This window comes from Dyella sp. Tek66A03 (assembly GCF_052567735.1).
Window position 1 is genome coordinate 16,375 of sequence record NZ_CP199584.1, and the last position, 12,749, is coordinate 29,123.

Sequence of the window (12,749 nt, forward strand, 5' to 3'; positions counted from 1 at the left end):
GGCATCAGGTCTCATTTGATCAACCGTTCATCGACCAGGTTCTTCACCACACCCGGATCGGCCAGCGTGGAGATATCGCCGAGCTGGTCGGGCAGGTTCTCGCCGATCTTGCGCAGAATGCGACGCATGATCTTGCCCGAGCGCGTCTTGGGCAGGCTCGGCGCCCACTGCAGGTAATCCGGCGTGGCGATCGGGCCAATCTCCTTGCGCACCCAGGCGATCAGTTCCTTGCGCAATGCGTCCGTGCCGGTCTCGCCCGCGATCAGCGTGACATACGCATAGATGCCCTGTCCCTTGATCTCGTGCGGACATCCCACCACGGCCGCCTCGGCCACCTTCGGATGCGCGACGAGGGCGCTTTCCACTTCGGCGGTGCCGATGCGGTGGCCGCTTACATTGATGACGTCATCGACGCGGCCGGTGATCCAGTAGTAGCCGTCTTCGTCGCGGCGCACACCGTCACCGGTAAAATAGTTGCCCGGATAGGCGCTGAAATACGTGTCGATGAAGCGCTGGTGATCGCCATAAACCGTGCGCATCTGGCCTGGCCAGGAGTCGGCGATGACCAGGTTACCCTCGGCGGCGCCCTTGAGCACATTGCCGCCGGCGTCGACCACGGCGGGGATGATGCCGAAGAACGGCAAGGTGGCCGAACCCGGCTTGGTGTCGATGGCGCCCGGCAGCGGCGTAATCAAGATGCCGCCGGTTTCGGTCTGCCACCAGGTATCCACGATCGGGCAACGCTCGTCGCCGACGACGCGGTAGTACCACTCCCAGGCTTCCGGGTTGATCGGCTCGCCGACCGAGCCGAGCACGCGCAGCGATGCGCGCGAGGCTTTCTTCACCGGCGCTTCACCCTCGCGCATCAACGCCCGGATCGCGGTGGGCGCGGTGTAGAACAGCGTCACCTTGTGCTTGTCCACCACGTTCCAGAAGCGGCTGGTATCGGGATAGTTCGGTACCCCGTCGAACATCAAGGTGGTCGCGCCATTGGCCAGCGGCCCGTAGACCACGTAGCTGTGGCCGGTAACCCAGCCGACGTCGGCCGTGCACCAGTAGACGTCGTCTTCGCGCAGGTCGAACACCAGTTCATGGGTGTAGCTGGCGTACACCAGATAACCGCCCGAGGTGTGCAGCACACCCTTCGGCTTGCCGGTGGAACCGGAGGTGTAAAGGATGAACAGCGGGTGCTCCGCTTCCACCGGCGTGGGTGGGCAGTCGGCCGACTGACCTTCCATCAGGGTGTGGTAGTAGCGGTCGCGCGGCGACTGCATCGGTACCGCCGAGCCGGTGCGACGCACCACGATGACGGTTTCGACGCTGTTGGTGCCGGGCCGTTCCAGCGCCGCATCGACATTCGTCTTGAGCGGGATGTGCTTGCCGCCACGTAGGCCTTCGTCGGCTGTGATCACCACCTTGGCGGTGGAGTCGGCGATGCGCCCGGCCAGCGAGTCGGGCGAGAAGCCACCAAAGACCACCGAGTGAATGGCGCCGATGCGCGCACAGGCCAACATGGCCACCGCGGCTTCCGGGATCATCGGCAGATAGATGGCGATACGGTCGCCCTTGCCCACGCCCAGGTGCTTTAGCGTATTGGCAAACTTGCACACTTCCTCATGCAGCTGGCGATAACTGATGTGGCGTGAGTCGTTCGGATCGTCGCCCTCGAAGATGATGGCGGTCTTGTCGCCACGCTCGGCCAGGTGGCGGTCCAGGCAGTTGGCCGAGACGTTCAGCTCGCCATCCTCGTACCAGCGGATATGCAGGTTGTTCGGGTCGTAGGAGACGTTCTTGATCCGGGTCGGTGCCTTGCTCCACGCCAGCCGTTCGCCCACCTTGCCCCAGAAGGCCTCCGGATCGCGCACGGATTCGCCGTACATCCGTTCGTAATCCTCCTTGCGAATCCGAGCCTTGGCGGCGAAATCGGGCTTGACGGGGTAGAGCTTGGTCATCGTGGGGCTCCTGCGGCCGGCCGTGCCGACTGCCTTGTCAGTGGTATCCGCCGCTGTCGAGATCGCCGGCGGGAGCGGTCGAGTGTAGCCGTTGCCCGGTGATCGGGACGTGGCGGCAAGGGGTGCTCTGATCTATTTCTTGGGGGTGTCACCGGTTCTGTCTGCGCGCAGATGCGTGCTGCGTCGGCGAAGGCAGGCCGGCTGGACATCATGCCACCCCCATGAAACAGATCAGAGCACCCCTTATGTCGACTTTGGTCGAGGTTCGACCAATGGAGAATAGGCGGCCGCGATGCAGCATGGACATGCTCGGCTTGTCATCGACCTGGGGAGGCACGCCATGACATCACCGACCACCATACGCCGCAGCCGGATCCTGGCGCTGAGCATCGCCTGTGCGATGGGTTTGCCGCTGGGAGTACATGCGCAAAGCACGAGTCACGAGAAGCAGCTTGAACAGCGGGTCAACCAGCTGGAGAAGGAACTGGCCGAACTCAAGGCCATGATCCAGGAGCAGAAGGCGGCCACCACGCAGGCCACCCAGACGGCCCAGGCTGCACAGGCCACGGCTGACCAGGCCAACACCACCGCGACCAAGGTTGCGGCGGCACCCCCCGAGAAGCCGCAATTCACCACGGCGCCGGGCCTTTCGGTGGCCTTGCATGGCTTCATCAGTGCGACGGCGTTTGGGCAGGACCGAACCTTCGTCAACTATGGCAACGGCCAGAACGCCATCATCCCGGCCCCGGCGACAGCCGCCAACAAGGCGCTTGGCTATAACGGTACCCTCAGTGGCGTGGACGTGCGCAACACGCGCTTCTGGCTCGACTTCACCGGCGCCAAGTTCACGGAAAACTGGAACGGAAGCGGCCGTCTGGAAATGGACTTCTTCGGTGGCAACAACGGCACCGGCGCCTATTCCCAGCAGCAGCCGTTGCCGCGCCTGCGCCAGGCGTATATGGATATCACGAATCCGAGTATTGGCAGCACCATCCGCATTGGACAAATGTGGGACCTGTTGTTCCCTCTGGAAAACACCGCGACGTCGTTGTCGCATATCGCCTTCCCGCTCGGCTATGGCGCGGGTGTGATTGGCTGGCGCTATCCCGGGGCGATCTGGATGCAGGATCTCAATCACGGCACCGACGGCGTGAAGTGGCGCGTTGACCTGGCGGTCCTGGAGGGCAATTGGAACGGTCCACAGCCACCGGCGCCGGCAGCCGCCAACAACAACATCAACTTCCTGACCGCCGGCAATGCCAACTTCAGGCCTCAGATCGAGGCACGCCTGCACGCGCAGGGTGGCAACTGGCTGGCCTACTTCACGACGCACTACTCCGAAATCAATCTGCGCGGCGTCGGCAATACGGTCCAGCATCCCATCAGGGACAACCTCAACAGCATTGCCTACGAGCTGGGCGGGCAGTGGAAGCCCGATGTGTGGACCTTCAAGGGATTGATCTATACCGGCCAGGCGCTCGGCCAGTTGTTCGGAGCCATGTCGCAGTTCGGCAACATCAAGGAATCCGGCGGCTTCGTGCAGGTGAGCTACAACTTCACTCCGAAGTGGAGTGTCAACGGCTTCTACGCGGCGGCCCGGCCCAACCAGGATGACGTCGTCCGCTGGGTTACCACCAGTCATACCGCCGGCCAGGCCCTGCTAAGAAACAACCAGTCAGCACTGAGCCTGCAGTACGCCTCCGGCAACTACGAACTCGGCGTCGAATGGCTCTACGACAGCGTGCGCTATCAAGTAGGTTCTGAAGGCCTGCGCGAAAACACCAGCGGCAATCAGGTCAGCCTGAGTGGCTTGTATCGCTTCTGACAACCGTGGCCGCGGCGCAGGGCGTGCCGCGGCCTGATCAACCGGGCAGAGGCCATGGACCAAGCCTCGACCTCACAACGGCGAGGGAGAGCCAGGGCGACCAGGCCGCTCCGGTGACTTGCATCCTGAAATCCTGATCCACCTTTTCGACCGGGCAGTTCACACGAGGGAAACACCATGGCAACGACTGCATACGATGCGCCGGGGGCGCTCAACACCGGTCACCGACGAGTGATCCTGGCCTCAAGCCTGGGCACGGTGTTCGAATGGTACGACTTCTATCTCTATGGCTCGCTCGCCGCGCTCATCGGCAAGCATTTTTTCACCGGCCTCAACGAGACCAGCCAGTTCATCTTCGCGCTGCTCGCCTTCGCCGCTGGTTTCGCGGTACGCCCGTTCGGCGCGATCGTGTTCGGTCGCCTCGGCGACATGATCGGGCGCAAGTACACCTTCCTCATCACCATCATCATCATGGGTTCGTCGACGTTTCTCGTCGGCGTCTTGCCCGGCTACAACACCATTGGTGTCGCCGCTCCGGTCCTGCTGATTGCGCTACGTCTCTTGCAAGGCCTGGCACTGGGTGGCGAGTACGGCGGTGCTGCCACCTATGTCGCGGAGCATGCGCCGCAGGGCAAGCGCGGTCTCTACACCAGCTTCATCCAGATCACCGCGACGTTCGGCCTGTTCCTGTCGTTGCTGGTGATCCTGGGTACGCGGCTTGGCCTGGGCACTGAAACGTTTGAAAGCTGGGGCTGGCGCATTCCGTTCCTGATCTCGGTGTTCTTGCTGATTGTGTCGGTGTATATCCGACTGCAGCTGTCGGAATCGCCGGTATTCCAGCAGATGAAGGCCGAGGGCAAGCAGTCCAAGGCGCCACTGACCGAAGCTTTCGGGCAATGGAAGAACTTGAAGCTGGTGATCCTGGCACTGCTAGGCGCCACGGCGGGCCAGGCGGTGGTCTGGTACACGGGGCAGTTCTATGCGCTGTACTTCCTTACCCAGAGCCTGAAGATCGACGGCACCACGGCGAACCTGCTGATTGCCGCGGCACTCATCATCGGCACGCCGTTCTTCGTGTTCTTCGGTTGGCTGTCCGATCGCATCGGCCGCAAATCCATCGTCCTGGCGGGTTGTCTGCTGGCGGCGCTGACCTACTTTCCGATCTTCAAGGGGCTGACCCACTTCGGCAATCCAGCCATCGAGCAAGCGGCTGCCACCTCGCCCGTCAAGGTCGTGGCCGATCCCAGGGCATGCAGCTTCCAGTTCGATCCGGTCGGCAAGTCCAGGTTCACAAGTTCGTGCGATGTTGCCAAGAGCGCGCTGGCGAAGCGGGGTATCCCGTATTCGAATATCGCGAGTGAACGCGGCAGCGTGGCCGAAGTAAAGATCGGCGACGTCACCCTCAGCTCGTTCGAAGGCGGTGCGTTGGACAGCAAGGCCTTTGCCGAACAGAGCAAGGCATTCGGCGCGCAGCTTGGTGCCGCGCTGAAGGCGGCCGGCTATCCGGAAAAAGCCGATCCAGCACAGACCAACAACGTCATGCTGATCGTGTTGCTGGCGATCCTGGTGTTCTACGTGACCATGGTCTACGGCCCGATCGCGGCGTGGCTGGTGGAAATGTTCCCCACGCGCATCCGCTACACCTCGATGAGTCTGCCGTATCACATCGGCAACGGTTGGTTCGGCGGTTTCGTGCCCACCATTGGCTTCATGCTGGTGGCGTGGAAGGGCGATATCTACTACGGCCTGTGGTACCCGATCATCGTCGCCATCGGCACGTTCTTCATCGGTCTGCTGTTCCTGCGCGAGACCAAGGACGTCGATATCCGTCACTGACAAGATCGTGCAGGCACAAAAAAGGCGCGACGGGATACCGCCGCGCCTTTTTGTTGGCCCGACTCAGGCGCGCTTGAACACGCCAATGATCGCCAGCAGGATGACCGCGCCGATCAACGCGTAAACGATGCTCGTGACCAAGGGGCTTACGAGCACGAAGCTCACGCCGAGGCGGGGCAATAGCCATCCGGCAAGAAACGCGCCGATGATGCCCACCACGATATTGCCGAGCAGCCCGAATCCGAAGCCACGCACGATCAGCCCGGCCAGCCATCCAGCAATCGCACCCACCAGCAGGAAAATCAGCAATCCGGTCATCTTGCTTTCCCTCCAGGTTGTGAAAAAACGGACACCTACGCGATTCAGTATTCGCACGATGGCGTCGTCGGTTTGTGACGCGGTGGTGATCGACCCTGTGTTCGTTCAGCTGATGCGCTTCGCACTCCGTATCGGCCAGGCTCTAAGATGGCCACGCCGTGGGGAAGCGATGCAGAGGGGGCAAGTATGCCGACCGAAAACCTAGGCCTAGGGAAACGCCGGCCACGGCTTCGTCGCCGCTGGCGGCGCATGCTGGGATGGGCGGCACTCCTGCTCGATCACTTGAAGCCCGTCCGCGTATCGCTGCTCGTGCTGGCGATTGCGATCGGTGTGACGGTCGGCGTGGATCAGGCCGCCGAGTTGTTCCTGATCGCCTTGTGGACGGATCCGAGCGAAGCCCGCTACGTGGCCTTGCTGATCACCAGCGCGCTAGCGGGTCTTTCCATCTGGTACGCGGGCCGCAACGCCTACCGCCTGCGCTACCCGCGCTGGCCGGCCTTGCAGGACGAGCGCGCTGCACCCTTGCGCGACTGGCTGCCACGTATGCTCGGCGCCGCCGTACCACTACTGGTGGGGCTTGGCTATGTGCTCGCGCTATTCAAGTTGCCGCACGGGCCATGCGCCGTCACCGGTCATTGCGAGCAGCGTAGCTGGCGCCCGCTTGGCTTGTTGCTGGAGTCCGCGGCGATGGTGGTGTTCTTCATCACGCGCCGTCGTCTGTGGAACGCATGGTCGCGACGCAAGCCTTCACTCGTGACGCTCGCTAGCCGCCCTTCCCACGAACAGCGCGTGTGGCGTCTGCGCGACCTTGGCGTGGTGCCATGCACGTTCTTCGCCGTGGTGGTCCTGCTGAATCTCATCGCCAGCCTGCTGATCGCGCTTCGACCTGAAGCGCTCGATGGCATCGGCCCCGTCGCCATCATGCTGATCGCCCAAGCCTTCCTCTGTTCCACTGGCAGCCTGCTTTGCATGGCTGGCGACCGGCGTGGCGTGCCGTTGCTCAGCATCATGCTGCTGTTGAGCGCTTCACTGCATTGGCTGCACCTCAATGACAACCACAAGGTGCGGCAGTACGCCTCGATGAGCACGCACCAGCAACCCACGCTGGCGCCGCCAGATACGCGCCCCAGTTTTGATGCCTACGCGAATGCGTGGCTGGACGATCGTTGCGCCAACCGCACGCCATGCCCGGTGATCCTGGTATCGGCGGAAGGTGGTGGTATCCGCGGTGCCGCATGGACGGCCATGGTGTTGAGTCGTCTCACTGTCGAGGTCGATGCCGATAAGCCGTCACCCGATGGGCCGCTATTCGCCCGTTACCTGTTTGCAGCCAGCGGCGTATCCGGGGGCAGTCTTGGCTTGGCCACCTATGTGAGCATGCTTCAGCATCCCGCATCGGGCGGCACCGCTGCCTTGGTCTCGCGTGCTCAAGCGATGTTGGGCCACGACTTTCTCGCACCCACGCTGGCCAATGCTTTTTTTATCGATTTCACCCAGCGCTGGTTGCCTGGCGCCTGGTTGGACGACCGCGCTCGCGCGCTGACCCGTTCGTGGGAATCGGCAGCGCGCCAACAAGGGATGGACGCATTCGCGCAGCCTTTTGCGGCGCTCTATCAAGGGCCAGACGGAAACGTCTCGACGCAATGGCCCGCGCTGTTCCTCAACAGTACGACCGTGACCGAAGGGCGGCGCTTCGTGCAGCATCCCTTCCAGCCCATCGCCACGCCGGAACGCCAACCATGGACGGCGGGTTTCGATGGCTCAAGCTGGCTCGATCCACGCGTGCCGCTCAGCGAAGCGGTGCTCAATAGTGCACGCTTCACCTATATCAGCCCTGCGGGAACGCTGGAAACCGCTTCGACCAACCCGCCCATCCCCAACCGACTTCAGCTTGTGGACGGTGCTTACTTCGAAAATTCCGGCACCACGACCTTGCTCGAGCTCATGCGGTTATTGCGGAGCAAGGCCAAGCAGCGCGGGCAATTACTACGTTTCATCGTTATCCACATCAGCAACGATCCGTTGATGACCGACTTTATCGACCAGCATGATCCGCAGCATCCGCTGCCGCTTTATTCCACCATCTGCCCATCGGTGCCCGGACGATTGCGCGATAGCGTGCGTGGCGAAGTGACGGCGCCGCTCGATGCGCTGCTTGCCACCCGGACGGCGCGCGGCGAATACGCACGAGTGCAGTTGCTGCGGGCGCTGACCTTGGATGATGCCGAACCCGTGCGTGGCGACATGCTCTGGCATTTCCGTCTATGCCCAGGCGACTATCCGATACCCATGGGCTGGACGATCTCGGCGCCCGTCTTCAGCGAACTCGGCCATCAGCTCGAGCAGCATTACCCGCTTGGCGCCATGACCAAGGCGCTCGAGCAGCAACTCGCCCCGAACCAACCTTAGCCAGGGTGTCGCGCTGGCTGAGACATCGCCGGAGCAGACTTCACTCATGGACGAATCCTTTCTCCCGCTCAAGACCGTGAAGGGTCGCGGCGCCGCCTCCAACCCGGAAGGTCGCTTCGAATCGATTCGCCATCACGCCGAGGACGACGGTTGGCAGAGCCTGCTGCTGGACGAACAGACGCCTCGCCCCCGCACGGAAGTCACCGAGGAGCGTGCGCGCAGCGTCATCACGCGCAACGACTCGCCGGACATTCATTTCACCCAGGCGTTGAACCCGTATCGGGGTTGCGAGCACGGTTGCATTTACTGCTTTGCACGCCCATCGCACAGCTATATCAATCTGTCGCCCGGTCTCGATTTCGAGACCAAGTTGCGCGCAAAGAGCAATCTGGCCGAGGTGTTGCGGCTTGAATTGTCGCGGCCGAGCTACGTCGTCAGCCCGATCAATATCGGCAGCAATACCGACCCGTACCAGCCGATCGAAAGGCGTTGGCGTTTGACGCGCGCCGCGCTGGAGCTACTCGCCGAATGCCATCACCCATGCACCATCGTCACCAAGAACGCCATGGTTGAACGCGACCTGGACATCCTGGTCCCGATGGCACGCGAACGATTGGTGCAGGTATTTGTATCGGTCAATTCGCTGGACAACCACCTCGCTGCGAAACTGGAACCCCGCGCCAGCGCGCCACATCGGCGCATCAAGGTCATCCGTAGCTTGGCCGACGCCGGCGTTCCCGTAGGCGTGCTGGTGGCGCCGATCATTCCCGCGCTCAATGACCACGATTTGGAAGCCGTGTTGGAGCAGGCCGCCGACGCTGGAGCGCGCTGCGCCGGCTACACCACGCTGCGTTTGCCGTATGAATTAAAGGCCTTGTTTCGCGAGTGGCTGGCGCTGCACGCGCCGCAACGGGCTGCGCACGTGATGAGCCTGGTGCAACAGATGCACGGCGGCCGCGACTACGACAGCGATTTCTCCACGCGGATGCGCGGACAAGGCGTATTCGCCGAGCTTATCCGCCGCCGCTTCGATGTGGCCTGTCGCAAGCACGGCTTCGGCCGGGCGCGTGAGTTGTGGCTGGACACCACGCGCTTCGTGCCACCGCGCAAGCCTTCGCCGCAGGGTCAGTTGTTCTAGCTTTGCTCCCTCTCCCCTCCGGGGAGAGGGTTAGGGTGAGGGGCCAATCTTGCGAAGGAGCAACGTCGAAGCGGGCTTTGTTGAAATTCTTCCGCGAGCACCCGCCCCTCACCTCAGTCCTCTCCTCGCTCCTCAGAGCCGGGACCATCCATGGCCCCTCCCCGCGTGCCCCAGAGGGGGGAGGAAGCAGATGCTTAGCCCGACGCCGGCAAATACTTCTCGAACCACATCAAGGCACGCTGCAGCACATCACGCTGATGGTCCGGATCGACAAAGTGATGGCCTTCGTTCGGATAGACCACCAGCGATGTCGGTACCCCTTGCGCACGCAAGGCATGCCAGTACTCAAACGACTGGGGCGCCGGACATTCCGCGTCGCGATCACCCACCACGATCAAGGTGGGCGTCTTCACCTGCTTGATGAAGTTGATGGCCGAGCTTTTCGCATAGGCTTCCGGATCGTCGTAAACGGACGCGCCGAAGAACGGCACCATCCACTGGTCGATCAGGTTCTGGCCGTAGTAGCTCTGCCAGTTGGCGATGCCGGCACCGGCCACCACCGCGCGAAAGCGCTGGGTCTGGGTCGGGATGAACATGCTCATGAAGCCGCCATAGCTCCAGCCGGTGAGGCCCAGGCGCTTGTCATCCACCGGCAGCTTCTTCTCGATGGTGTCGATGCCGGCCAGGATGTCGCGCAGGTCGCCGTGGCCGAAGTCCTTGCGATTGGCCTGCACGTAGGCTTCGCCCTGGCCGAAGCTGCCGCGGGGATTTGGCATGAAGACGAAATAGCCGAGCGCGGAGAACGGGGAGCCGCCAAAGCCCACGCCGGGCCAGTGCGGGATCACCGCACTCGAGGGCCCGCCATGCACGGTGACGATCATCGGGTACGACTTCTTCGGGTCGAAGTTCGCCGGATACAGCAGCCAGCCCTGCACATGGCGACCCTCGTTATCCCACTCCACCGACTCGGCCTTGCCCCAACCGGGTTTCAGGCTAGCGTTGATGGTGGTTACTGCAGCGGAAGCGGTTTCATCCAGGCCGCCAGCGTGCACTTCGGGCGCGCTGGTGTAGGAGCTCTGCACAAACGCGACGCGCGTGTGGTCGCCGGACAGGGAAAGCGCCATCTCCGCGCTGCCGTCGCTGATATCGGCAGGCAGCGTGAACAACGTGCGGCCTTGGCTGGCCTGGTCTGCGGTCACCGCGTACTCGGCGACCTGGCTCTGGCCGTTGCTGACCTGGGCCACGAGCAGTTGTTGTGGGCTGGTCCAGGCCAGCCACGCCGGCGTGACATGGATGCCTGGGGTGAGATTGATCGGTTCGCCGCCGCTGGATGGCACTGCGTAGATATCACCGCCAGTGGCGCCCTGGTCGCTCATCAGGCCGCCGATAAAGGCGATCCGTTCGCCATCGGGTGACCACCGCGGCAGCGCCATCTGCAAGCCGTGCAACGAACCCTTGGTGGTCGATGGGTCGAGCACCAGTCGAGCGGCAGCACCGGGCTGCGCGTTTTGCACATAGAGCTTGGCGAGCCACCAGTTGTTGTCGCCCGGCGGCGGCGCAGCGGTATAGGTAATGCGCTTGCCGTCCGGCGACCAGGCAAATTCATAGGCATAGGTTTCGGCCGGGGTCAGCAACTGCACGGCACCGCCCGCCGCCTCGACCGCAGCCACGCGCTGCACTTCCATCCCGTCCACGCCGATCTCGCCGGCCGCCGGCTTGGCGGCGAACACGGCGCTGGCGCGACGCGTGCCGTTGGGGACATAGAGGAAGCCAAGCGTCTTGCCGTCCGCCGACCAGCTCAGGCCTTGTGCCACGCCGGTCAGCGCCGCCAGCTTCTTCGGTGCGGCCTTGGCCTGAGTGTCGACGAGGAACAATTCCTTCTGCTTGCCGCCGCTGGCGCAATCGGAAAGAAACGCGAGGTGATGCGAGTCCGGCGCCCAGGCGACATCGCTCTGGTTACACGCACCAGGCTTGTCGGTGCCGATGCGATGCGCATCGCTGCCGTCCGCCTTGGCGACTTCGACGCTGTCCTTGCCTTGCGTGCGCACCACCCAGGCCAGCTGGCTGCCATCGGGCGACAGCTGCACGGCGTCGATCTGGCGAACCTTGGCCAACTCGCCAAGCAGCTCTTCGATGCGCGGATCGACATTGGCAGGCGCGGCGAAGGCGGCAGGTACAAAGGCCGCTGCGATGAAAGGCAGCAGCAGGCGAGCGGGGCGGGTCATGACGAAACCTTGTGGCGCGGAAAGCTTGCACGCTATCAGGCCCGACGGTCACTCGCTAGCAAGACCATCCTAGTGAGCGGCGATCGCCGGCGCCGTTGGGGCGATGGGTTGCCGCGATGCCTGCAACGCCGCGATTTTCGCCTTGATGATCGGCATGGCCGCGAGCGCGGCGCGCTCGCCTTCAAGGATGGCCTGGTTCTTCTGCTCGAAATCCGCCGCTCCGATCTGGCCGACCTTGGGACGGATCACAATGTCGGCACGCGCCAGCTCCTGCTCGCCGAGCTTCTGGCCCATGATGCTGATCGACTGACCGACGATATTGATCATCCCCTGCGGGTTGGTACCCGGGGCCTTGGTCGAGATATCCACGGCAATCACCACGTCAGCGCCGAGCTGGCGCGCTGCGTCCACCGGCACCGGACTCACCACGCCGCCGTCGACATAGTGCTTGCCGTTGATCTCCACCGGCTCGAACACGCCCGGGATGCTGCTCGACGCACGCACCGCCTGGCCGGTGTTGCCGCGCACGAACACCGTGCGCTGTCCGGTTTCCAGCTGGGTCGATACCGCCGCAAACGGGATCTTCATCTGGTCCAGTGGGCGATTGGCGACCAGCTGGTTCACGTAGTCCTGCAGTTTCTGGCCCTGCACGACGCCGCCGGAGAACAGGCGCACGTCGCGGAGGTGGGTCTCGTCCAGCGAGAACGCCGTCTCCTGCAGCTGGAATGGATCCATGCCGCTCGCATACAGCGCACCGACCACGCTGCCGGCGCTGGTGCCGGCCACCACGTCAGCATGGATGCCGTTGGCCTCCAGCATCTTGATCACGCCGATATGCGCAAAGCCCTTGGCCGCACCGCCACCCAGCGCCAGCCCGATGCGCAGCTTCACCACCGGCGGCGGCAGCGGTGCGGGCGGTGGCGTGGGCTTGGTGTTGCCGAAGCAGGCGCACAGCACCAGGCTGGCGATCAGGGGCAGGACAGGGCGGAAGCAGCGCGTGGGGGGCATGTGGGCGGTGGGCTAGAAAGGGGGTGTCACCGCCGCGT

8 protein-coding genes are annotated in these 12,749 nt (G+C 63.4%); 4 read left to right on the plus strand and 4 right to left on the minus strand.

Annotated elements, in window-relative coordinates; all coding sequences use genetic code 11:
- Positions 1-11: 11 nt before the first annotated feature.
- Entirely contained in the window at positions 12-1,952 is a 1,941-nt protein-coding gene (gene acs, locus ACT01B_RS00070; protein ID WP_445145372.1) for an acetate--CoA ligase, read from the minus strand.
- A gap of 340 nt (positions 1,953-2,292) precedes the next feature.
- Between acs and ACT01B_RS00075 the strand changes: the two genes are divergently transcribed.
- Together ACT01B_RS00075 and ACT01B_RS00080 are read left to right on the plus strand one after the other, a co-directional pair.
- On the plus strand, positions 2,293-3,777 hold the full coding sequence (locus ACT01B_RS00075) for a hypothetical protein (RefSeq protein WP_445145373.1): 1,485 nt from the start codon (positions 2,293-2,295) through the stop codon (positions 3,775-3,777).
- A 177-nt stretch (positions 3,778-3,954) separates the two neighbouring features.
- Positions 3,955-5,613, plus strand: coding sequence for an MFS transporter (locus ACT01B_RS00080; RefSeq protein ID WP_445145374.1), 1,659 nt, complete (start codon positions 3,955-3,957; stop codon positions 5,611-5,613).
- 63 nt (positions 5,614-5,676) lie between these two features.
- On the opposite strand, the gene ACT01B_RS00085 is transcribed toward ACT01B_RS00080, so the two are convergent.
- Complete coding sequence (locus tag ACT01B_RS00085; protein WP_445145375.1) at positions 5,677-5,931, minus strand: GlsB/YeaQ/YmgE family stress response membrane protein; 255 nt, start codon at positions 5,929-5,931, stop codon at positions 5,677-5,679.
- A gap of 186 nt (positions 5,932-6,117) precedes the next feature.
- Here ACT01B_RS00085 and ACT01B_RS00090 point away from each other — a divergent pair, with 186 nt between their 5' ends.
- Positions 6,118-8,340, plus strand: coding sequence for a hypothetical protein (locus ACT01B_RS00090; RefSeq protein WP_445145376.1), 2,223 nt, complete (start codon positions 6,118-6,120; stop codon positions 8,338-8,340).
- A 46-nt stretch (positions 8,341-8,386) separates the two neighbouring features.
- On the plus strand, positions 8,387-9,478 hold the full coding sequence (locus tag ACT01B_RS00095; protein ID WP_445145377.1) for a PA0069 family radical SAM protein: 1,092 nt from the start codon (positions 8,387-8,389) through the stop codon (positions 9,476-9,478).
- 194 nt (positions 9,479-9,672) lie between these two features.
- Here the strand turns inward: ACT01B_RS00095 and ACT01B_RS00100 are convergent, their stop codons facing one another.
- Both ACT01B_RS00100 and ACT01B_RS00105 read right to left on the minus strand, forming a co-directional pair.
- Positions 9,673-11,703 (minus strand): S9 family peptidase, encoded by a 2,031-nt coding sequence (locus ACT01B_RS00100; RefSeq protein ID WP_445145378.1) that lies wholly within the window; start codon positions 11,701-11,703, stop codon positions 9,673-9,675.
- A 69-nt stretch (positions 11,704-11,772) separates the two neighbouring features.
- A complete protein-coding gene (locus ACT01B_RS00105; RefSeq protein ID WP_445145379.1) occupies positions 11,773-12,711 on the minus strand; it encodes a patatin-like phospholipase family protein in 939 nt (312 codons plus the stop codon).
- Positions 12,712-12,749: the final 38 nt, after the last annotated feature.